Consider the following 22,386-nt stretch of genomic DNA (forward strand, 5'->3'; position numbering starts at 1 on the left):
CGGCCCACGCGGCGACGGCGCGACGCGTCCCTTGACTCAGCGCACCAGGGCGACCCTGGTGAGCACCCCTGGGTGACTCCCCCACCACAGGTGTGACCAGGCCGGCGGGGTCGGGTCGGCCAGCGACCTCACCGCGAGCTGTCGCTGCAGCTCCACGAAGTCACCCGGGTCCTCGACGGACTCCAGCGCCGTCACGTCGGCGCGGAGCTCGATCCGGCGGCTGACCATGTTCTGCACCGGCTGCGACAGCTGACCACCGACGAACACCAACGCCACCAACAACGGCACGACGCGCGGGTCGGCCAGTGGGGTGCGGGTCAGCCTCGGCAGCGCCAGCCCCAGCAGCCCGACGGCCGCCACCACGCCCGCGGCGCCCAGGGCGGTGCCCACCAGCACGTCCTGGTGCTTGGCGTGCGCGAGCTCGTGCGCCACCACGGCCAGCACCTGACCCTGGGGCGCGTCGTCGACCAGGTTGTCGTACAGGACCACCCGCCGGGTCCCGCCGAGCCCCGAGACCCAGGCGTTCAACGTGGTGGTGCGGCGCGAGGCGTCGGCGACCACGACGTCGTCGAGGTCCACCCCCTGCTCGGCGGCGACCACCTCCACCGCGTCCCGCAGCTCGCCGGCCGGCAGCGGCTCGAAGGAGTTGAAGACGGGCTCCACCAGGACCGGATAGGCGAACGAGCCCACCACCACCCCGGCCCCCAGCACCGCCGCGGCGAGCACCGGCCACCAGGTGCGAGCCCGCCGGGCCGTCCCGACGAGGACGAGCGCGACGGCGGCGAAGACGGCGATGTCGAGCGCCTCTCCGGACGCCAGGTCCACTGCCCAGGTCGCCCAGGTCTGGGTGGAGAGTCCGTTGTCGACCCGCAGCCGCCAGGCCCCCACCGCGAGGGGCAGGGTGACGAGCCGGGCCACGAGCAGCGGGCCGGCCACCGCGAGGAGCACCCGGACCCACCAGGGGCCCCGCAGCCGGGCGACGACCCTGGCACCGAGACGGGTGAAGCCGAGCACCCCGAGGATCGCGATGGTCAGCGCCAGCGAGCTCCAGCTCCAGGCGCGGGCCCGGCGGGAGTACTCCTCCGCGCGTTCCAGCTCGGCCGGGGAGAACAGGCTGGAGGCGTCGACCGGGTCCGGGATGCCGCCCGGCACGGGCTGCCAGGGCACCAGCCACCACCCGAGCACGACCAGCGCGGCCAGGCCGGCGAGCAGCACGGCCGCGGCCACGACGCGTGAGGAGCGGGCGGGAGGATCCGACGTCACGGTGACGATCCTCTCAGGGCACCGTCACGTCGCTCGTCACAGCGGTGCCGCGCCGGGTAGGCGGTGGCGCCGTGGAGGCGGGGGTCAGCCCGGGCGGACGGCGCCGACGTAGGGCATCGAGAAGACGCCGTCCACCCGGACGCCGCTGCTCGGGTTGGCGGCGTGCACGATGAGGCCGTTGCCGATGTACATGCCCACGTGGCTGATCGGGCTGTAGTAGAAGACCAGGTCGCCGGGCTGCAGGTCGTCCTGGGAGACCCGGGTCCCGGAGCCGAACTGGGCGCTCGAGGAGTGCGGGAGGCCGACACCGGCGGCTCCCCACGCCATCATGGTCAGGCCCGAGCAGTCGTAGGCGTCGGGCCCGACCGCGCCGTAGACGTAGGCGTCGCCGACCTGCGCCATCGCGGCCTTGACCGCGACGGCGGCACGCCCGGAGGCGGGGACGCTGCTCGGCAGGCGGGTGGGGGCGCTCCGCGAGGCGAGGAGTCGCTCACGCTCCTCGTCCTCCAAGCGGGCCAGCAGGCTCTTGGCCTCGGCGAGCTTGGCCTCGACCTCGGCCTTCTCCTCGGCAAGCTGCTCGGTGGTGCTCCGGATCTCGCCGCGCCGCTCCCGGGTCGCCTCCTGGCGGATGCCGAGGGCCTCGGCCTCCGTGCTGAAGGTGTCGAAGAGGTCGGTCTGCAGGTCGTTGAAGGCCGACATCGTCGAGAGCTGGCCGAGGAAGGCGCTCGGATCCTCCGAGACGACCACCTGGCTGACGGTGGAGATGCTCTCGCCCTGGTACTGGCGGACGATCGACTCCTGCACCTGCTCGCGGACCACCGCGAGCCGGGCGTCCTGGCGCTTCTGGTCGGCCTTGAGCGAGGAGAGCTCGTCGGTCAGTCCCTCGAGCTTGAGGTTGGCGTCGTGGTAGCGCTCCTGCGCCTGCTCCGCCTCGTGGTAGAGACGGTCGACCTTCGCCTGGACCTCGTCGATGTCCGGCTCCGCCTGGACGGGAGCGGCCATCAGGCCGGTCGCGACGACAGCCGCCAGGGCGACGGCGACGCCACTGAGACGCTTGGGGGCGAGGCTCACGAGCCGCCAGTCTCCTCTGCTTGCAGGTGCTAGGAACAAGGGCTCCGTGGGGAGCCCTGCGTCAGGCTAGTCGCCAGCGACGTGGGCGTCCAAAACTCCCCTGGATTTACGCAGATTCGATGATGGGGCCGGCCAGCGGATGCACCATCCGCAACGGCGGGACCAGCCCGCCGGCGGCCAGCGCCTCCAGGGCGGCGGTCTCGTCGTCCTCGAAGGTCAGCTCCGGAGGTGGGCCCAGGAGCACGGTGACCACACAGTCGTGACAGGCCAGCCCGCGCACCACGCAGGTGTCGCAATCGATTCTCGTCGTCATGGGACCGACCCAAGCACCGGCCGCCGACAACCGGGCCGCGCGTCGCCGCGCGTGGCGTGTCGGTCCTGTCGGCGCCCGCGTCTAGCGTCCCCGACCATGAGCAGCACAACGGTGGCCAGGACCGGACGATGGGAGACGCAGCGCAGCTTCGACGAGCTGGGGCGCCCGCTCCGGGACCTGACGTTCACCGTGGTCGACCTCGAGACCACGGGAGGATCGGCGGCGGCCGGCTCGATGATCACCGAGATCGGCGCCGTGAAGGTGCGGGGCGGAGAGGTGCTGGGCGAGTTCCAGACCCTGGTCAACCCCCGGGCCGAGATCCCCGCCTTCATCGCCGTCCTGACCGGGATCACCAGCTCCATGGTGGCCGACTCCCCCTCGATCGACTCCGCCCTGCCCGCGTTCCTGGAGTTCGCTGCCGGCACCGTCCTGGTCGCCCACAACGCGCCGTTCGACGTCGGCTTCCTGCAGCACTTCGCCAAGGAGCAGGGGCGACCCTGGCCCCGGTTCGAGGTGGTCGACACCGCCAAGCTGGCGCGCCGGGTCGTCACGCGCGACGAGACCCCCAACTGCAAGCTCGGCAGCCTGGCTCGGCTCTTCGGGTCGACGACCACCCCCAACCACCGCGCCCTGGCCGACGCGCGCGCCACCGTCGACGTGCTGCACGGCCTCATCGAGCGGCTGGGCTCCCTCGGGGTGCAGACCCTGGAGGAGCTCCAGACGTTCAGCGCCAAGGTGACCACCGCCCAGCGTCGCAAGCGCCACCTGGCCGAGTCGCTGCCGCACGCCCCGGGGGTCTACCTCTTCCGCGACGACCAGGCCCGGGTGCTCTACGTCGGCACCTCCCGCGACCTGCGCACCCGGGTCCGCACCTACTTCACCGCCTCCGAGACCCGGTCGCGGATGGGCGAGATGGTCGGCCTGGCCGCCACCGTGACCGGCCTCGAGTGCGCCACCCCGCTGGAGGCCGAGGTGCGCGAGCTCCGACTGATCGCCGAGCACAAGCCGCGCTACAACCGCCGGTCCCGGTTCCCCGAGAGGATGCACTTCCTCAAGCTCACCCGGGAGCCCTGGCCGCGGCTCTCGCTGGTCCGGCGCGTCCTCGACGACGACGCCGACTACCTGGGCCCGTTCTCCTCCCGGCGGGTGGCGGAGCAGAGCCTGGAGGCGCTCCACGACGTCTTCCCGATCCGTCAGTGCAGCGGTCGGCTGCCCCTGGCGCCGTCGCGCTCGGCCTGCGCGCTGGCCGAGATGGCGCGCTGCCTGGCGCCCTGCGACGGCTCCGTCGACACCGCCGCCTACGCCGCGGTGGTGAGCCGCCTGCGCGACAGCCTGCTGCGGAGGCCGGACGCAGTCGTCACCCGCATCAACGAGCGGATGGAGGCCCTGGCCGACGGGGAGCGCTTCGAGGAGGCGGGGGTGCATCGCGACCGACTCGCCGCCTTCGTGCGCGCCGCGGCGCGCACCCAGCGTCTCGGCGCCCTGTCCCGGTGCGCGCAGGTGGTGGCCGGCCGACGCGAGGACGACGGCCGCTGGGCCGTGCACGTGGTGCGACACGGCCGGCTCGCCGCCGCCGGGGTGATCCCGGCGGGGGCCGACGCCCACCAGTTCGTCGACGAGCTCACGGCCTCCGCCGAGACCGTGAACGCCGGTCCCGGGCCCGTCCCGGCCGCCAGCGCCGCGGAGACCGAGCGGATCCTGCGCTGGCTGGAGTCGCCGGGCGTCCGCTTGATCGACGTGCAGGGCGAGTGGGCCTGCCCCGTCGGCGGGGCCGGTCGCCACCTTGCGCTCCACGACGCGGTCAGCCACTCGCGCCTGAGCCTGGTCCCCTTCGACGAGCAGCGTCTGCCGTCCCCCGTGCACCAGCCCACTCGGTAGTCTCGCCCCATGATCACCGCCATCGTCTTCGTCAAGGCCGACGTGGCCAGGATCCCGAAGGTCGCCGAGGCCATCGCGGCCCTGGACGGCGTCAGCGAGGTCTACTCCGTGACCGGCAAGATCGACCTGATCGCCCTGGTGCGGGTCTCCCACCACGAGGACGTGGCGCGGGTGGTGGCCGACCAGCTCAACAAGGTGGCCGGCGTGCGGGAGACCGAGACGCACATCGCCTTCCGCAGCTACTCACGCCACGACCTCGAGGCGGCCTTCTCCCTCGGTCTCGACTGAGCCCCCCCGCACCGCTGTCCGGTCGCACACTTTTAGCCCATTCGGCCACGCGTCTGCGGTCCGCGCCCTTAGCGTGCCCCTGAAAGTCACATCCGGGTCCGGGCGCGCAGTCGTGCCTCGGCATCAGTAGGGGCACGCATGCAGGTCATCTCCCACCGCTCGTCGTCGTGGCGCCAGGTGCTCGTCACGCTGGTGACGGCCGCACTCCTCAGCAGCCTCGCAGTCCTGGGGCCCGGGCAGGTGGCCGCGTCGTCGGCCCAGCCGCCCGGCAGCCTCAGCCCGGCGGGCGACGTGCTCAGCGACACGCCGACCCTGACCTGGACCCGGGTCCCTGAGGCCAGCAGCTACCGGGTGGAGGTGCTCAACGGCTCGGGGAACGTGCTGTGGGCACTCGACACGGTCCAGCGACAGGCCGTGCCGACCGTGCAGCTGCCGCGCAACCTGCCCCTGACCTGGCGGGTCCGCTCGACCGTGCGAGGAGCCCTGAGCGACTGGTCGAGCGCCACCTTCACCCTCTCCGACCTCGCGGCTCCCACCCCGACCGCTCCCGGGTCCGCCCCTCTGAAGCAGCCCGACGAGCCCGTCGTCCTCTCCTGGACAGCCGTCCAGGGCGCCATCGAGTACGTCGTGGAGATCAGCACGGACCCGCTCTTCACCGACGAGCGCGCGATCACCACCGTCTCCACGAAGTCCCTCCACCACACCGTCCAGACCCCGGGTATCGAGCGCACCTACCACTGGCGGGTCAAGGCACGGCTCGGCAACGGCATCTTCTCGCGCACCTCCGCGACGCGCTCCTACACCGTGGTCCAGCTCGACGACGCGACCCGCCGGGCGCCGCTGGCAGGTCCCGACGGTGACGGGGCGGTCGTCGACGACGCCGTCCTGGACTGGGACCCCATCCCGGGCGCCCAGTCCTACGACCTCCAGATCTCCACCGACTCCCGGTTCCTGAGCATCGTCCACGAGCGGCGCAACATCACCGGGACCAGCTACGCGCGCCCCGACACCCTGGGCAACGACGAGTACTACTGGCGGGTCCGCGGGAAGGACGTCACGGGGTACAGCAAGGACTTCGACAAGAGCCCGATCTGGCGGTTCCGTCGCGCCTGGCCCGACCAGCCGGTGCCTCTCTTCCCGGAGGCGGGGGCAGAGCTCACCGGGGCTCCCATGTTCGAGTGGACCCCCGCACCGCTGGCGAGCCGCTACGTCGTCGAGTTCAGTCCGGACCGGAGCTTCGACCGGGCGGGCGAGATCCGCCGCTGCACCACCGTCCACACCACCCTGGTGCCCCAGGACGCGGCCTCCTGCTGGCCGAACGACGCCGGCACCTACTGGTGGCGGGTCCTGGCCTTCGACGACTTCAGCGGGAATCCCCCCGCGACCGACGCCATCGCGGCCCGCGCCCAGGCCCGTCAGTTCACCTACAGCGCTGAGACGGTCGAGCTCGTCTCCCCCGGTGACGGGCAGACCGTCACCATCCCGACGTTGACCTGGAAGCCGGTCTCGGGAGCTGCGCAGTACCGGGTGACGATCACCCCGCTGGACGGCAGTGGCACCCAGGCGTTCACCACGGCATCGCTGAGCTGGACGCCCCGGTGGAAGCTCGACCCGGGCAGCTACCGCTGGATGGTCCAGACCGTGTCGGCCAGCGGACGCATGAGCGCCGGCTGGCTGCAGGAGTCCCAACCGGTCTTCACCCTGGCGGAGATGCCCGCCCCGGTGGCGACCACCCCCACCATCGTCTCCCCGGTCGCCGGGGGTGGCGGCGTGCCCACCTTCTCTCGGTTCCCGCTGCTGAAGTGGACCGCCACGGGAGGTGACGTCACCCACTACAGGGTCTGGATCCGGCCTCAGGATGCCAGTGCCTGGCGAGAGGTCCGGGACATCTTCCAGTACCCCGAGGGCCAGGACTCCGGAGCGGACTTCCTCGCCAAGGGGACCTACCAGTGGCGGGTCGAGGCCTACTCCAACAGCGTCGTGCGGGGCACTGGCGGCGGCGGCCTCTTCCACATCGACCCGCTTCCCGAGGTCGACGGCCACCGCGCCGCGCTCACCGGCACCGGGCTGCTCCGAGGCGGCAGCGAGACCTGCGCGGCCAGCCTGCCGGCCGAGTGCCAGAACCTGCGCCAGACCCCGCTGCTCTCCTGGTCGCCCCAGCCCGAGGCCGGCTACTACAAGGTGTGGCTCTCGCGGGACCGCGAGATGACCCAGGTCCTGCCGGGCTTCCCGGTCAGCACCGAGTCCACCACCTGGCTGACCACCGGCACGTTCGAGGACAGCCAGGCCGGTTCGGCGTACTTCTGGCACGTGCAACCGTGCAAGTACGACGAGGTCTGCACCGGACCGGAGTACCCGGCGCACGCGTTCAACAAGATGAGCAACCCGGTCGACCTGGGGAGCGGGCCGGGGGTCGCCTACCCCGTGGCAGAGGGTGTCAACGTGCCCACCGTCCAGGACGACGTGACGTTCCGGTGGCGGGGCTACCTGGAGTCCAACCGGGACCAGCCGCGGGGAGACACCCCGCTGACCACGAAGGCGACCGTGGAGGCCCGCCAGTACCGGATCCAGGTCTCCACCGAGCCGACCTTCCAGGGCTCGATCCTCGACGACGTCCAGGTCGACCAGCGCTCCTTCACCTCGTTCGCGACGACCTACCCCGAAGGTTCCGTGTACTGGCGGGTCCAGGCCTTCGACGGGAACAACCGCCCCTTGCCGTGGAGCCCGATCCGGGTCTTCAACAAGCGGTCCCCCGCACCCGCGCTCGTCAGTCCGCTGGAGTCGAACCCCGGCGGCGGAGCCGTCCCGGGCAACACCCCCCTGACCTGGACGCCGCTCAACTACGCGGCCAAGTACCAGGTGGAGGTCTACCGGGACAACGACACCAACGCCAGCGACGCCAACCGGGTCTTCAGCGTCGTCACCCCGCAGGTGACCCTGACCAACCTCGCTCCCCTGCCGCGTGCCGAGAAGCCGTACGTGTGGCGGGTGCGCCGACTGGACGCGAGCGACCGCAACGGGGCGTGGAGCGACTGGGGCAGGTTCACCGTGGCCGGCGACGCCCCGGAGGTCACCGGTCCGGCGACCGGGGCGACGGTCCCCCCGCGTGACGGCTACTTCTCCTGGAAGGCCACCCCCGGCGCCGCGACCTACCGGTTCGAGCGCCGTCCCGCCTCCTCCCCCAGCGTGGTGGAGAGGCAGGAGACGACGGCGCTGGCCTGGGCGCCTGCCTCCGCCATCACCGGTGGCGACTGGCTGTGGCGGGTGACCGCGCTCGACCCGCAGGGGGCCGACCTCGGCAGCAGCGCGTGGCGCTCCTTCCGGGTGGACGCCTCCCCCGCGGCGAGCACCCCCACCCGGATCGAGGGTTCCGGCGCGGTCGGGACCGTCCTGACGGGTCGCGCGCCGAGCTGGAACCTGCCGGGAGTGGTGAACACCTACCAGTGGCTGCGCTCCGGGTGGGAGATCGAGGGAGCCACCAGCACCTCCTACACCGTCACGTCCGAGGACATCGGCCGCCCCGTGACCCTGCGGGTGACCGGCAGGCTCGACGGGTACGACGACGGGGTCAGCGTGAGCAACGCGGTCCCGGGAACCGTCGGCGCCGCGCCGGGCGTGACGGTGCCCGCGAGCATCGCGGGGACCGGACAGGTCGGCAGCGTCCTGACCCTCACGCTCCCCACCTGGGACCAGGAGGGCGTCGAGACGAGCCACACCTGGCTGCGCAACGGTGAACCGCTGCGCGGGCAGAACGGACCCACCTACACCGTCGACACCCAGGACCTCGGAGCCGCGATCTCGGTCCAGGTCGACGGCCGCAAGCCGGGCCTGACCGACGCCAAGGTGCTGAGCAACGCGATCACCGGTGTGCTCGGTCCCGTGCTCACGGCGACCGCACCGCCCCACATCTCGGGCGAGGCGAGGGTCGGCGGGGAGCTCAGGGCGAACCCCGGCCGCTGGCCGCAGGACACCCGGATCTCCTACCAGTGGCTGCGCAACGGCTCCCCCATCAAGGACGCCACCGGCGCCTCCTACGGGGTGCTCCCGCAGGACGCTGCCCTGGACCTCTCGGTCCTGGTCGTCGCCAAGAAGGAGGGACAGGGTGACGGGACGGCGACCTCCGCCCCGGTCAAGATCCCCAAGATGGTCTCGGCCACGCACGCGGTCCTGTCGGCGAAGAAGATCACCCGCAAGGACAGGGCGACGATCACCGTCACCGTGAGCGTCGAAGGGCTCGCCGGACCCACCGGCAAGATCATGGTCAAGGCCGGGCGCAAGAAGCTCGTCCAGGCCGTGCTCAAGGAGAAGCAGGGCGGTGGCGTCACACTCAAGCTGCCGCGCCTGAAGAAGCCCAAGAACAAGATCAAGGTGTTCTACGTAGGCACTCCGCAGATCTCCGGTTCCACGTCGCGAGCGGTGAAGCTCGTGGTCAAACGTGGGAAGAAGGGTTGACGGACTGACGGACTGCGGCTTCAGCCCGAGGTCGCCGAGGACATCGCTGCCCGAACACGTGTACGCCGTCCAGGCGTCAGATCCGTGAATCGGACATCAATGCCGTCAATCCGATCACGCCTCCCGGCGTCTCGTGCGAGGGTGACCCGGTGCCACAGCTCCAGCCCTCGCGTGCCCAGACCTCGCCCATCCTGACGCTGGTTCCCCTGCTGGTCCTGGGCGGAGCCCTCGCGGTCGTGGTCAAGAGATTCGCCGAGCCCGTGACGAATCCGGACACCTTCTTCCACCTGCGCCTGGGGCGGGAGTTCCTGGGGCAGTGGACCCCGTGGGCCCCAGGCACCGTGACCCCGTTCGCCACTGCGGAATGGTCCCCCACACAGTGGCTCAGCCAGCTTCTGTACGCCGGAGCCGAGAAGTGGTTCGGCCTGCCGGGGGTCGCCTGGCTGAGCGGCACCGTGGCCATCGCCCTGGTGGCCACCCTCGCCCTGGTCTCGCGACGGTTCGGGGGTCTGCTGGTGGCCGCCCTCGTCACGGGGCTCGCCGTCTTCGGGAACCTCCCGTTCCTCACCTCGCGCCCGCAGGTGGCGAGCTACCTGTTCCTCGTCCTCGTGACGGCTGCCTGGCTCAACGCAGGACGCAACGGTCGGCTCCCCTGGTGGACGATCCCCCTCACCTGGGTGTGGGCCATGGTGCACGGTATGTGGCTCTCCGGGGTCATCGTCGGTCTGGGCGCCGCACTCGGGCTCAGCCTCGACCGCCGATCAGCACCCCCAGATCGGGCCCTTCACCCGTTCTGGGCACCCTGGCTCGTACCCGTCCTCTCGCTGCTGGCAGCAGGCCTGACGCCAGTCGGCCCCGCGATCTGGACGGCCACGGCACGGGTGAGCAGCATCTCCGGCTTCTTCACCGAGTGGTCGTCACCGGAGTTCACGGACCCGGTCACGGCGAGCGCCGCGCTCATGTTGGCGATCACGCTCCTCATCCGACTGCGGGACGGCGCCCAGTCCTGGCTCGACCTCTGCCTGCTCGCCATGGCAGGTGGCTGGATGCTCCTTGCCGAGCGCTCCGTGCCCGTGGCCGTGGCAGTCCTGGTGCCCATGCTGGCGACCTCGCTCGGCACTCTCGTCCCCCGCAGACCGGCGGCGCGGTGGGAGGGGCGGGCGATAGTCGCTCTGGGGGTCCTCGCCTCGGCGGTCCTCGCCGCCACCGTTCCGTTCACCGCACAGCAGCCTCCCCGAGAGGACAGCGCGGCCTCGCGAGCCGTGGCAGCCCTGCCCGCCGGCAGCGCCCTCCTCAACAACTGGGATCTGGGCGGCATTGACATGTGGCTCTATCCCGACCTCGCACCGGTGATGCACGGATACGGCGACATGTTCACCGACGCGGAGCTGGAGCGGAATGTGGACATCCAGAACTTGGAGCCCGGGTGGGACGAGAAGCTCAGGAAGTTGCCGGTCACCCATGCCCTCCTGCTCACAGAGAGCCCGCTGGCGTACGCGCTCGAGAACGGATGGGGCTGGACCGTCGAAGCACAGGACGACGACGACGACGAAACGAGCCTCGTCTATCTGGTGGCGCCGGAGGGGTGGCACGACGTGTCAGCCGAGTGAGGCGGCGACCCAGCGGTCAAGGAGATCCTGAGCCGCGCCGGAGTCGAGCCCCTGCGCCGCCTTCTCCATCCCCGCGGCCAGCCGGTCGGCCGTCGTGCCCGCGCCGTCGTCGTAGACCGCCAGAGCAGCCCCGGCGTTGAGCAGCACCGCGTCGCGCACCGGCCCGCTCCGCCCCCCGAGCAGGCTGCGGACCACCTCGGCGTTGAACGCCGCGTCCCCGCCGCGCAGCGTCTCGACCGGGTTCAGCGACAACCCGAGCTCCACGGGGTCGACCGTCCCGCGCTCGACGCGGCCGTCCCGCACGCTCCACACGGTCGAGGTCGTCGTGATGGTCAGCTCGTCCAGTCCGTCGTCCCCGCGGAAGACCCAGGCATCCACGCCACGTCGGGCGAAGACCTCCGCCATGATCGGGGCCATCCGCAGGTCCGCGCACCCGATGGCCTGGGCCGCAGGACGGGCGGGGTTCGAGAGCGGTCCGAGCAGGTTGAAGCTGGTCGCGATCCCCAGCTCACGCCGCGGTGCGGCGGCGTGCCGCATCGCGGGGTGGAAGGCGGCGGCGAAGCAGAAGGTGATGCCGACCTCCTCGGCGATGGCCGCGACCCGCTCCAGCGGTAGGTCGAGCCGGATGCCGAGGGCCTCCAGCACGTCCGCCGACCCGGACTGGGACGAGGCGGAACGGCTTCCGTGCTTGACCACCCGGGCACCGGCCGCGGCCGCGACGATGGCCGACATCGTCGAGATGTTGACCGACATCGAGCGGTCCCCGCCCGTGCCCACGATGTCGAGGAGGCGACCCGGCACCGAGATGGGGTTGCCGGCCGCGAGCATCGCGTCGGAGAGCCCCTCGATCTCGTCGACCGACTCCCCTTTGGCGCGCAGCGCCACCGCGAAGCCCGCGATCTGGGCGGGGCTCGCCGCCCCGGCGAGGATCTCGCCCATCGCCCACTGGGCCTGGTCCACGGAGAGGTCACGACCGGCCACGAGGTCGGTGAGGACCTCCGGCCAGGTGGCGGCCGCCATCGAGGTCAGGCGGTCGCCGGCACGCGCGAGCGCAGCAGTGCCACGACCGACTCCGCCAGCTGGATCGGGTCGATCGGGTGCGGCACGGCCGCCTCCGCCCGGGACCACGTGGCCAGCCAGGCGTCCTGGGGTCGCCCGGTGAGCACCAGCACGGGCGGGCAGTCGTAGATCTCGTCCTTGAGCTGCTTCGCGATGCCCATGCCGCCGGCCGGGACGGCCTCGCCGTCGAGGATGAGCAGGTCGATGCCGCCGGCGTCCATGTTGGCGATGACGACGGGCTCGGTGGCCACCTCGACGTACTCCAGCTCGGGGAGGTCGGGGTGCGGACGCCGTCCCAGGGCGAGGATGACCTGCTGACGCGTGTTGATGTCGTCGGAGTAGACGAGCACCTTCAGCGGGGCGGTCTTCGAGGCATTCGTGTCCATCACGTCGCTGATGCTACCCGCCTGGGCGGGCCAGCTGCTCCCGCGCCTCCATCCGGTCCAACCGGCGGTCCTCCCGCTCGCCCTCCTTCATCGAGGAGCGCGCCCACTGGGCGAAGAGCACCAGCAGGAAGATGATGCCGATCAGGTCGCCCGAGGCCCAGAGGATGCCTCCCGCGCGGTGCTGGTCGTCCATGGCGTCGGGCAGCCAGGCGCCCATCGGCCCCTCGCGCAGGGCCAGGTACCACTCACCGGCCAGCAGCTGGCTCTGCCCCATGATCGTGACGCCCAGGAAGGCGTGGAAGGGCAGCGTCAGCACCGTCAGCAGCAACCGGAAGGGGTAGCTGACCCGGCCCGGCACGGGGTCGATCCCCATCAGCGGCCAGAAGAAGAGGGCACCCACCAGCACCAGGTGCACGTGCATCATCTCGTGCACGTAGGTGGAGCGGAGGCTGGCGTCGTACCAGCCGGTGAAGTAGAGCGCCCACGGCGAGAGGATGTAGAGGCCGAAGACCAGTGGCGGGAAGGAGAGCACCCGCGCCACCCGCGAGTGCAGCAGGCTCAGCAGCCAGGTGCGGGGCGGCCGCGGGAGGGTGCGCAGGGCCAGGGTCACCGGCGCCCCCAGCGCCAGGCACAGCGGCACCACCATCGACAGGATCATGTGCTGGACCATGTGGGCCGAGAGCAGCACCGTGTCGTAGCGGGCCAGGCCCGAGGCCGTGGCGAAGACGAAGGAGCCCATGCCGAGGCCCACGAAGGCCACGGTCCGCCCCCAGGGCCAGTCGTCGCCGCGCCGGCGCAGGGTCCGGACGCCGAGGAGGTAGAGGCCGCAGACCCAGACCGTCAGGACGAACGGGACGGGCGCGAGGCCCCAGTCGGTGAAGACACGGCCGAGGGTGAACTCCGGTAGCACAGTCGAACCGGATGAGGCAACGAGCATTGCCTCAGAGTACGCGGCGCCCCGAGGCCCCGGCGCCCGGAGTGCGACCGCACTGGGGGCCCGCTGCGGCGAAACGCCCAAACCGAGGGGGTAGGGGTACTGCCGGGGAGACCCTCCGACATAATGACTACCGTGGCGACAGCAACGGCTATTCCGGCATCCCGGCTACACGGGCACCACGATCGACCCAGCATGGTCAGCGTGGGGACGATCATCTGGCTCGCGAGCGAGCTCATGTTCTTCGCGGCGCTCTTCGCGTCGTACTTCACGATCCGGGCGGTGAGCCCGGATCTTTGGGCTCAGGAGACCGCTCACCTCAACGTGCCCTTCGCCGCGGGGAACACCACGATCCTGGTGCTGTCCTCCGTGGCGTGCCAGCTGGGTGTCTTCGCCGCCGAGCGCGGCCAGGTGGGCCGCACCGGCTCGATCTTCGCCGTCAAGGGCTGGGGTCTGCGCGAGTGGTTCATCCTCACCTACGTCATGGGTGCGATCTTCGTCGCCGGCCAGGCGCTGGAGTACGTCGAGCTCGTCCACCACGGCGTGACCATCCAGGACTCCGCCTACGGAACGATGTTCTACCTCACCACCGGGTTCCACGGGATCCACGTGACCGGGGGTCTGATCGCTTTCCTCTTCGTCCTGGGCCGCACCTACCTGGCCCGCCGCTTCACCCATGAACAGGCCGTCAGCGCCATCGTCGTGTCCTACTACTGGCACTTCGTCGACGTGGTGTGGATCGCCCTGTTCGCTGCCATCTACCTCATCCAATGAGTCTCCGAACCGGATCTGAAGAGGAATTTGTCACGTGCGTCTCCTGAATCGAACCGCCGGACGGCTCTCCCGGCACCGCCGGGCCCCGCTCGCGGGTCTTGCCGTGCTGCTCCTGGGGCTGGTGATGACCGGCGGGCTCTACTCGGCCTTCGCCCCTGCCACCGCGCAGCAGGCCACCAGCGACCAGGAGCTCATCGAGCAGGGTCGTGAGCTCTTCCTGGTCGGCTGCTCCTCGTGCCACGGCCTGAACGCCGAGGGCGTGAGCACCGTCCGCGACGGCTACAACATCGGCCCCTCGCTGGTGGGCGTCGGCGCTGCCGCCGTCGACTTCCAGGTCGGGACCGGCCGGATGCCGTTGGCGAACCCGAGCCACCAGGCGCCCCGCAAGGAGCGCCTCTACAACGACGAAGAGATCGACGCGATGGCCGCCTACGTGGCCAGCCTGGGCCCCGGCCCGGCGATCCCGACCGAAGAGGACTACAGCGTCGACGGCCTGTCCGAGGAGGAGCGCCAGGAGGCGATCTCCCGCGGCGGCCAGATCTTCCTCACCAACTGCACCGCCTGCCACAACTTCAACGGCTCCGGCGGAGCCATGCCCCGGGGCGGCTACGCCCCCTCGCTCAAGGGCGTCGACGAGAAGCACATCTACGAGGCCATGCTCACCGGCCCGCAGAGCATGGACGTCTTCTCCAACGGCAACATCCCGCCCGACGCCAAGCGTGACGTCATCGCCTACCTGAAGTCGCTGGAGTCCGAGCCCGAGTACGGCGGCTTCGGCCTGGGTAGCCTCGGACCGGTCTCCGAGGGCGTCTTCGCCTGGGTCATCGGCATGGGCAGCCTGGTCGCGTTCGCGGTGTGGATCGCTGCGCACTCGACCCGTTCGAAGAAGGACAAGGTGGAAGCGTGAGTCACAACGACCACAACGAGCAGAACCTCCCCGCGGTCGAGGGTGACCCGATCGCGGACCCGGGTCTCCCGCCGCACGAGTGGCGTCCCACCGACGTCGACGAGCGGGCCGCCAAGCGGGCCGAGCGCCAGGTCGCGACCTTCTTCGGCCTCTCCGCGCTGTTCGCCGTCCTCTTCGTCGTCGCCTACTTCACCTTCGACGTCGGGGACGACCCGGACACGCTGATGGGCTTCGGCGCCTCCAACGTGACGCTGGGTGCCACCCTGGGCCTCGCCCTGCTGCTGCTCGGCGTCGGCATCATCCAGTGGGCCCGCAAGCTCATGGCCGACCACGAGCTGGTGGAGTACCGCCACCCGGCGCGCTCCTCCGACGAGGACCGGGAGGCCGCCGTCGAGGCGCTGCAGACCGGCCTGGCCGAGTCCGGCATCGGCCGCCGCCCGCTGGTGCGCAACTCGCTGCTCGGCGCCATGGCCGCCCTCGGCCTGCCGGCCGTGGTGCTGCTGCGCGACCTCGGCCCCCTCCCCTTCTCCGACGACGTGGTCGACCCGGAGAACGGCGGCGGCCTGGAGCACACCATCTGGAAGAAGGGCGAGCGAGTCGTCCGCGACGTCCTCGGCACTCCGATCCAGGTCTCCGACCTGGAGATCGGCGACCTGGTCAACGCCCAGCCGGCCGCGATCTTCGCGGTCGACGAGAACGGTCACCACGTCTTCGAGGGCGCGGCCCTGCAGGTCGCCAAGTCCAAGGCGTCCCTGATCCTGCTGCGCATGGAGCCGGACGACATCACCCCCGGCCCCGGCCGGGAGAACTGGACCGTCGACGGCATCGTCGCCTACTCCAAGATCTGCACCCACGTGGGCTGCCCGATCTCGCTCAACGAGCGCATCACGCACCACCTGCTCTGCCCCTGCCACCAGTCGACCTTCGACCTGGCCGACAGCGCCCGGGTGGTCTTCGGACCGGCCGCGCGGGCACTGCCTCAGCTGCCCCTGGCCGTCGACGACGAGGGCTACCTGATCGCGCAGAGCGACTTCACCGAACCCGTCGGTCCGAGCTACTGGGAGCGTGACTCGAAGTGAGCATCGACACCAGCAAGGTGGCCTCCACCAACGCCACCACCGCTGCGACCGCCAAGCGGTCCAAGCCCGGTGGGCTGGCGACCTGGGCCGACGAGCGCCTCGGCCTCGCCGGCGCGATGAAGAAGAACCTGCGCAAGGTCTTCCCCGACCACTGGTCGTTCATGCTGGGCGAGATCGCCCTGTGGAGCTTCGTCGTGCTGCTCCTGACCGGCGTCTTCCTGACGCTCTGGTTCACCCCCAGCATGTCCGAGGTGCAGTACCAGGGCTCCTACGACCAGCTGCGTGGCGTCTACATGTCCGAGGCGATGGTCTCGGCGCTGGACATCTCGTTCGACGTGCGTGGCGGCCTCTTGATGCGGCAGATGCACCACTGGGCGGCGATGATCTTCATCGCCTCCATGATGGTCCACCTGATGCGCGTCTACTTCACGGGCGCCTTCCGCAAGCCGCGTGAGCTCAACTGGGTGATCGGCATGCTGCTGCTCATCCTGGGCACGCTCGAGGGCTTCACCGGCTACTCCCTCCCCGACGACCTGCTCTCGGGCACGGGCGTCCGGGCAGCGGACGGCTTCATGAAGTCCGCGCCGGTGATCGGCACCTACATGTCGTTCTTCCTCTTCGGCGGCGAGTTCCCGGGCGAGTCGATCATCCCGCGGCTCTACATCATCCACGTGCTGCTGATCCCGGGTCTGCTCCTCGCCCTGATCGCGGCGCACATGCTCCTGCTCGTCTACCACAAGCACACCCAGTGGCCCGGGCCCGGACGCACCGAGCAGAACGTGGTCGGCTACCCGATGCTCCCCGTGTACGCGGCCAAGGCCGGCGGCTTCTTCTTCGTGGTCTTCGGCGTGACGGCGCTGATGGGCGGCTTCATGACCATCAACCCGGTCTGGAAGTACGGCCCGTACGACCCGTCCAAGGTGACCGCGGGCTCCCAGCCCGACTGGTACATGGGCTGGCCCGACGGCGCGCTGCGCATCATGCCCGGCTGGGAGTCGTCGTTCCTGGGCATCACGCTCTCCTGGAACGTGCTGCTGCCGATCCTGGTGCTGCCGATCCTGCTCTTCGTCGTGGTCCTGCTGCTGCCCTTCATCGAGGCGTGGATCACCGGCGACAAGCGGGAGCACCACCTGCTCCAGCGTCCGCGCAACGCGCCCACGCGCACCGCGGTCATGGTGGCCCTGATGACGTTCTACGGCCTCCTGTGGGCTGCCGGCGGCAACGACATCATCGCGATCAAGTTCGACCTGAGCATCAACCAGATCACCTACTTCATGCGGGCGGCTGTGTTCATCGGTCCGGTGATCGCTTTCTGGATCACCCGCCGTTGGTGCATCTCTCTCCAGCGCCACGACGAGGAGAAGCTCCTCCACGGCTACGAGACCGGCGTCATCATGCGCTCGCCCGAGGGGGCCTACAGCGAACGGCACCTGCCGCTCCCGCTGGACAGCCAGTACACCCTCACGGCGCGTGACCGCGACGAGGTCTACACGCTGGAGAGCGACGTGGACGCCAACGGGGTGCCGGCGCCCGGCACCCGTGCCAACCGGCTCCGCGCCCGGCTGTCGGCCTGGTTCAACGGCCACAACGTGCAGAAGCCGACCCGCGAGGAGCTGGCCGCCGCACACCACCACGCCGAGCACGAGGCCGAGCTGCAGTCCGGGCTCGACCACGCCGTCGACGGGCACCAGTTCGACGGTGTCCACCCGGTGGAGGGCGACGAGCTCAGGCACTGAGTGAGCGTCAGCCAGTGATCATCACGTTCGCCCGGTCCCCGTCCAGGGGGCCGGGCGAACGTGTTCCCAGGAGTAGGAAGGCGGCCCCGCGATGACCGTGCAGCTCGGGTTGGACACTTTCGGAGACATCACCCATGACGAGGCCGGCGGCCTCCTCCCCCACCACCAGGTCCTGCGCGACGTCGTGGAGGAGGCGGTGCTGGCCGACCAGGTGGGCATCGACGCCTTCAACGTCGGGGAGCACCACCGTGACGACTTCGCCATCTCGGCCCCCGAGGTCGTGCTGGCCGCCATCGCGGCCCGGACCACCCGGATCACCCTCGGCACGGCGGTGACGGTGCTCAGCTCCGACGACCCGATCCGGGTCTACGAGCGGTTCGCGACGCTCGACGCACTCTCCCGGGGCCGGGCCGAGATCACGCTGGGGCGCGGCTCCTTCACCGAGTCCTTCCCGCTCTTCGGCCTGGACCTCGCCGACTACGAGATCCTCTTCGAGGAGAAGCTGCGGCTCTTCGCCAGCCTGCGCTCCGAGGGCGAGGTGTCGTTCCAGGGCCGCACCCGCCCGGCGCTGGCGCCCACCCACGTCCACCCGAAGACCGAGCGGGGCGGCCTGCCCGCCTGGGTCGGGGTCGGGGGCTCACCCGAGTCCGTGGTGCGCGCCGCCCGGCACGGCCTGCCGATGATGCTCGCCATCATCGGCGGGGCGCCGTCCCGGTTCGCCCCCTTCGTCGACCTCTACCGGCGCGCCCTCGACGAGCTCGGGCAGCCGGCCCAGCCGGTCGGCGTGCACTGCCCCGGGTTCGTGGCGGCCACCGACCAGGAGGCCAGGGATCAGCTCTTCCCCCACTTCAAGGCCAACCGCGACCGGATCGGTGCGGAGCGGGGCTGGGGCCCGGCCACCAGGGAGCAGTTCGAGGGGGAGGTCGAGCACGGCGCGCTCTTCGTCGGCTCCCCGGAGACGGTGGCGCGCAAGATCGCCGACACCGTCCGCGAGCTGGGCATCGACCGGTTCGACCTGAAGTACTCCAACGGGCCGCTGCCGCACCCCCGGCTGATGGAGTGCATCCGGCTCTACGGGACCGAGGTGGCCCCGCGGGTCCGGGCGCTCCTGACCTGACTGGGTGTGTCCTGCTGACCTCGGCGCGGGGTGGTGCCGTTCACCGCAGCAGATGAACGGCCGTCCTCGATCGCGGCCGAGGTCCCGGTAGATCCGCTCGCGTTCGGCATCGGGTACGGAGTCGGAAACGAAGACCGCGAAGGAGTCCTCGTCGAAGCGGACGCCCACGACATCGTCGGGCGGATACCCACGAAATGCCCACGTGGTGACCTGTGCTGGCTGCTCCCGGAGCACAGAGCCAGCAGCACCCTGACCGACGTCGTCACCCTCTGCCTCGTCGGCGACAGAGTCACTGCTGGCTTTCCGCTCGGTGTAGCCGTGGGACGTGTGGACGATGCCGTCAGCCAGACGACAAACGGCCCCGGACAGATCGTCCGGGGCCGTTCTGCGTGGGTGCACGCCTCAGTGGGCGTGCTCCCCGCGGTAGTACTCGAAGACCCAGCCGCACAGGGCGATCAGGCCGAGAGCCCCGGCGATCAACACCAGCCACCAGGCGCTCATCGCGATCGCATACATCATCAGCGAGAGCGTCAGCGCACACCAGAGCGGCCACCAGGAGTACGGCGGGAAGAAGCCGAGCTCGCCCGCCCCCTCCTCGATGTCACCGTCCTTGCGGTCCTCCGGGCGGGGGTCCATGCGCGAGGCGTGGAAGCCCAGGTAGAGGGCGATCATCCAGGCCAGGAACGTGGTCATCACCAGGGCCGAGGTACCGGTCCAGTCGTTGGTGATCACCCAGTAGGCGGGCGAGACCAGGGTGAAGAAGACTCCCGTGACCACGAAGATCCATGCTTCGGCCTTCATCGTGCGTCACCGTCCTTGTCCTCGTCGATCGTGGTGGAACCCATGCGCTCCTCCAGGAGCTCCTGGCGACCCGACACGTCGGGGGCGTCCGCGAACCCGCCCTGACGCTCGGCCTCGTTCTGCTCCAGCTCGAGCGCGGCGATCTCCGGGTGGTGCAGGTCGAACGCCGGCGACTCCGAGCGGATCCGGGGCAGCTGGTGGAAGTTGTGCCGCGGCGGCGGGGACGACGTGGCCCACTCCAACGACCGGCCCCAGCCCCACGGGTCGTCCACCCCGACGAGCGGGGCGTTGCGGGACTGGTAGACGTTCCAGAGGAACGGCAGGGTCGAGGCGGCGAGCAGGAACGCACCCACCGTGGAGATCTGGTTGAGCGTGGTGAAGCCGTCCTCCGGCAGGTAGTCGGCGTAGCGACGGGGCATGCCCTCGACGCCGAGCCAGTGCTGGACCAGGAAGGTCGAGTGGAACCCGACGAACAGCAGCCAGAAGTGGAGCTTGCCGAGGCGCTCGTCGAGCATCCGACCCGTCATCTTCGGCCACCAGAAGTAGAAGCCGGCGAACATCGCGAAGACCACCGTGCCGAAGACCACGTAGTGGAAGTGAGCCACCACGAAGTAGGAGTCCGAGACGTGGAAGTCCAGCGGCGGGCTGGCCAGGATGACCCCGGTGAGACCACCGAAGAGGAAGGTGGTCAGGAAGCCGATCGACCACAGCATCGGGGTGTCGAAGGAGACTGATCCGCCCCACATCGTGCCGATCCAGTTGAAGAACTTCACTCCTGTCGGCACCGCGATCAAGAACGTCATGCCGGAGAAGAACGGCAGGTCCACCGCGCCGGTGACGAACATGTGGTGGGCCCAGACCGCGATGGAGAGCACCGCGATCGCCATGGTGGCGCCGACCAGGCCGACGTAGCCGAAGATCGGCTTGCGGCTGAAGACGGGCAGGATCTCCGAGACGATGCCGAAGAACGGCAGCGCGATGATGTAGACCTCCGGGTGACCGAAGAACCAGAAGAGGTGCTGCCACAGGATCGGCCCGCCGTGGGCGGGGTCGAAGACGTGGGCGCCCAGCAGGCGGTCGGCCTCCAGCGAGAGCAGCGCGCCACCGAGGATCGGGAAGGCCATCAGCACCAGCATGCTGGTGATCAGCGCGTTCCAGGTGAAGATCGGCATCCGGAACATCGTCATGCCGGGGGCACGCATGGTGATGATCGTGGTGATGAAGTTGACGGCACCCAGGATCGTGCCGAGACCCGCCATGTAGAGGCCCATGATCCACAGGTCTCCGCCGACTCCGGGAGAGCGGACCGCGTCGGAGAGCGGGGTGTAGGCGAACCACCCGAAGTCAGCGGCGCCCGAGGGGGTGAGGAAGCCGGACGCGGCGATCAGGCCGCCGAAGAGGAAGAGCCAGTAGCTGAACATGTTCAGCCGCGGGAACGCCACGTCGGGCGCACCGATCTGGATCGGCATGATCATGTTGGCGAACCCGAAGAAGAGCGGGGTCGCGAAGAGCAGCAGCATGATCGTGCCGTGCATGGTGAAGAGCTGGTTGTAGAGCTCGTCGTTGACCACCTGGTTGCCCGGGAAGGCCAGCTCCGAACGGATGACCATCGCCATCAGCCCGCCGAGGATGAACCAGATGAACGAGGTCACCAGGTACATCTTCCCGATCAGCTTGTGATCGGTGGTGGTCAGCATCCTGACCGTCTGCTGGCCCAGGGTCAGCTTCGGCGTGCCCGTGACCTGCGGTGAATCTGCGAGCGCGGTCACTCCTGGCCTCCTTCTTCGTCATCGTCCTCGGCCTGCCCGGCCTCTTCCACTTCGTCCTCGGACGGATCGTCCAGGCCGGCCTGGGTCAGGGCGTCGGATCCCCCGAGCAGCGGCCCGTCGGAGACGGAGCCCGTCTCCTCGAGCTCGGCGAGGTACAGCTCGTAGTCAGCCTGGCTGACGATCTCCACGTTGAACAGCATCCGGGAGTGGTAGGTGCCGCAGAGCTCGAAGCACTTGCCCACGTAGGTGCCGATCTCGTTGGGCGTCACCTGGAACTTGTTGATCCGGCCCGGCACCACGTCGAGCTTGGTGAGGAACGCCGGCACGCCGAAGGAGTGGATCACGTCCGGGGAGTGCAGGTTGAACTGCACCCGCTGGTCCACCGGAAGCACCAGGGTCGGCTGGATCGCGGTGGTGCCCACCGTGTACGGGGTGGTGCCACCCTCGCCCTGGTCGGTGTAGTTGAACGTCCAGGACCACTGCTGACCCACGACGTCGACCGTCACGTCAGGGTCGTCGACCATCTCGGTCACCTCGTTCTGGACGTTGACGGTCCAGTAGAAGAAGACGACGACCATCATGATCGGCGCGACGGTGTAGAAGATCTCCAGCGGCAGGTTGTACCTGACCTGGACCGGGACCTCGTCGTCGCTGCGGCGCCGGAAGCGCCACGACGAGTAGAAGATCAGGCCCCAGGTGAGCACGCCGACCACGAGGGCGGCGACCCAGGCCCACCGCCACAGCTCGAGGGTGGCCGGTCCCTGCTCGGTAATCGGCGATGGCATCGCGAACCGGGCGATCTCATCGGTGTCCTCAGCCGAGCACGCACCCAGGAACAACAGGGTGAGGCCCAGCACGGTGGCGGTCGCGACCCTCTTGACGGGTGCGACTGCGCGCGAGGGGAGTTGCAGACCCACGAACGAGCCTCTCTCTTGGGCAGTCACGTATA

The 22,386-nt window shown here is 70.1% G+C and carries 18 protein-coding genes; 9 read left to right on the top strand and 9 right to left on the bottom strand.

The genetic code is table 11. From position 1 onward, the window contains the following. Positions 1–36: 36 nt before the first annotated feature. The 3 genes from AC4BGE_RS00945 to AC4BGE_RS00955 all read right to left on the bottom strand — a co-directional run bounded on the left by AC4BGE_RS00945 (position 37) and on the right by AC4BGE_RS00955 (position 2,647). Positions 37–1,263 (bottom strand): M48 family metalloprotease, encoded by a 1,227-nt coding sequence (locus AC4BGE_RS00945; RefSeq protein ID WP_490574082.1) that lies wholly within the window; start codon positions 1,261–1,263, stop codon positions 37–39. An 84-nt stretch (positions 1,264–1,347) separates the two neighbouring features. Beyond that, the gene (locus AC4BGE_RS00950) at positions 1,348–2,334 is read right to left on the bottom strand and encodes a C40 family peptidase (RefSeq protein ID WP_490574083.1); all 987 of its coding nucleotides are present in this window, start codon (positions 2,332–2,334) and stop codon (positions 1,348–1,350) included. Between the two features lie 106 nt (positions 2,335–2,440). Next, the gene (locus tag AC4BGE_RS00955; RefSeq protein ID WP_490569965.1) at positions 2,441–2,647 is read right to left on the bottom strand and encodes a hypothetical protein; all 207 of its coding nucleotides are present in this window, start codon (positions 2,645–2,647) and stop codon (positions 2,441–2,443) included. Positions 2,648–2,743: 96 nt separating this feature from the next. Between AC4BGE_RS00955 and AC4BGE_RS00960 the strand changes: the two genes are divergently transcribed. The 4 genes from AC4BGE_RS00960 to AC4BGE_RS00975 all read left to right on the top strand — a co-directional run bounded on the left by AC4BGE_RS00960 (position 2,744) and on the right by AC4BGE_RS00975 (position 10,875). Beyond that, on the top strand, positions 2,744–4,525 hold the full coding sequence (locus tag AC4BGE_RS00960) for a DEDD exonuclease domain-containing protein (RefSeq protein WP_490574084.1): 1,782 nt from the start codon (positions 2,744–2,746) through the stop codon (positions 4,523–4,525). A 9-nt stretch (positions 4,526–4,534) separates the two neighbouring features. Beyond that, positions 4,535–4,813, top strand: a complete 279-nt coding sequence (locus AC4BGE_RS00965; RefSeq protein ID WP_490574085.1) for an Lrp/AsnC family transcriptional regulator — start codon at positions 4,535–4,537, stop codon at positions 4,811–4,813. A 138-nt stretch (positions 4,814–4,951) separates the two neighbouring features. Then, complete coding sequence (locus AC4BGE_RS00970; protein ID WP_490574086.1) at positions 4,952–9,265, top strand: hypothetical protein; 4,314 nt, start codon at positions 4,952–4,954, stop codon at positions 9,263–9,265. 149 nt (positions 9,266–9,414) lie between these two features. Continuing rightward, positions 9,415–10,875, top strand: coding sequence for a hypothetical protein (locus tag AC4BGE_RS00975; RefSeq protein WP_490574087.1), 1,461 nt, complete (start codon positions 9,415–9,417; stop codon positions 10,873–10,875). Here the strand turns inward: AC4BGE_RS00975 and trpD are convergent. The 3 genes from trpD to AC4BGE_RS00990 are packed head-to-tail and all read right to left on the bottom strand — an operon-like array spanning position 10,864 to position 13,230. Next, positions 10,864–11,895, bottom strand: coding sequence for an anthranilate phosphoribosyltransferase (gene trpD, locus AC4BGE_RS00980; protein ID WP_490574088.1), 1,032 nt, complete (start codon positions 11,893–11,895; stop codon positions 10,864–10,866). The two genes, AC4BGE_RS00975 and trpD, sit on opposite strands and share 12 nt — an antisense overlap. Positions 11,896–11,900: 5 nt before the next feature. After that, positions 11,901–12,320, bottom strand: a complete 420-nt coding sequence (locus tag AC4BGE_RS00985) for an Rv3143 family two-component system response regulator (protein WP_490569957.1) — start codon at positions 12,318–12,320, stop codon at positions 11,901–11,903. A 13-nt stretch (positions 12,321–12,333) separates the two neighbouring features. Then, positions 12,334–13,230: a cytochrome c oxidase assembly protein gene (locus tag AC4BGE_RS00990; RefSeq protein WP_490574089.1), complete on the bottom strand. Its 897-nt coding sequence runs from the start codon at positions 13,228–13,230 to the stop codon at positions 12,334–12,336. Between the two features lie 150 nt (positions 13,231–13,380). Between AC4BGE_RS00990 and ctaE the strand changes: the two genes are divergently transcribed. The 5 genes from ctaE to AC4BGE_RS01015 all read left to right on the top strand — a co-directional run bounded on the left by ctaE (position 13,381) and on the right by AC4BGE_RS01015 (position 18,867). Next, positions 13,381–14,028: an aa3-type cytochrome oxidase subunit III gene (ctaE, locus tag AC4BGE_RS00995; RefSeq protein WP_490569955.1), complete on the top strand. Its 648-nt coding sequence runs from the start codon at positions 13,381–13,383 to the stop codon at positions 14,026–14,028. A gap of 34 nt (positions 14,029–14,062) precedes the next feature. After that, positions 14,063–14,935, top strand: coding sequence for a cytochrome bc1 complex diheme cytochrome c subunit (qcrC, locus tag AC4BGE_RS01000; protein ID WP_490574090.1), 873 nt, complete (start codon positions 14,063–14,065; stop codon positions 14,933–14,935). Next, positions 14,932–16,014, top strand: a complete 1,083-nt coding sequence (gene qcrA / locus AC4BGE_RS01005; RefSeq protein WP_490574091.1) for a cytochrome bc1 complex Rieske iron-sulfur subunit — start codon at positions 14,932–14,934, stop codon at positions 16,012–16,014. Before qcrC ends, qcrA begins: the two co-directional genes overlap by 4 nt. Continuing rightward, positions 16,011–17,750, top strand: coding sequence for a cytochrome bc1 complex cytochrome b subunit (gene qcrB, locus AC4BGE_RS01010; protein WP_490569952.1), 1,740 nt, complete (start codon positions 16,011–16,013; stop codon positions 17,748–17,750). Before qcrA ends, qcrB begins: the two co-directional genes overlap by 4 nt. Positions 17,751–17,841: 91 nt before the next feature. Next, on the top strand, positions 17,842–18,867 hold the full coding sequence (locus AC4BGE_RS01015) for an LLM class flavin-dependent oxidoreductase (RefSeq protein ID WP_490574092.1): 1,026 nt from the start codon (positions 17,842–17,844) through the stop codon (positions 18,865–18,867). A 402-nt stretch (positions 18,868–19,269) separates the two neighbouring features. Here the strand turns inward: AC4BGE_RS01015 and AC4BGE_RS01020 are convergent, their stop codons facing one another. The 3 genes from AC4BGE_RS01020 to ctaC are packed head-to-tail and all read right to left on the bottom strand — an operon-like array spanning position 19,270 to position 22,354. Beyond that, entirely contained in the window at positions 19,270–19,668 is a 399-nt protein-coding gene (locus AC4BGE_RS01020) for a cytochrome c oxidase subunit 4 (protein ID WP_490569950.1), read from the bottom strand. Continuing rightward, positions 19,665–21,437: an aa3-type cytochrome oxidase subunit I gene (gene ctaD, locus AC4BGE_RS01025; protein ID WP_490569949.1), complete on the bottom strand. Its 1,773-nt coding sequence runs from the start codon at positions 21,435–21,437 to the stop codon at positions 19,665–19,667. Before ctaD ends, AC4BGE_RS01020 begins: the two co-directional genes overlap by 4 nt. Beyond that, a complete protein-coding gene (gene ctaC, locus AC4BGE_RS01030) occupies positions 21,434–22,354 on the bottom strand; it encodes an aa3-type cytochrome oxidase subunit II (RefSeq protein WP_490574093.1) in 921 nt (306 codons plus the stop codon). Before ctaC ends, ctaD begins: the two co-directional genes overlap by 4 nt. Positions 22,355–22,386: the final 32 nt, after the last annotated feature.

This window comes from Nocardioides sp. Z50_6 (assembly GCF_058215755.1).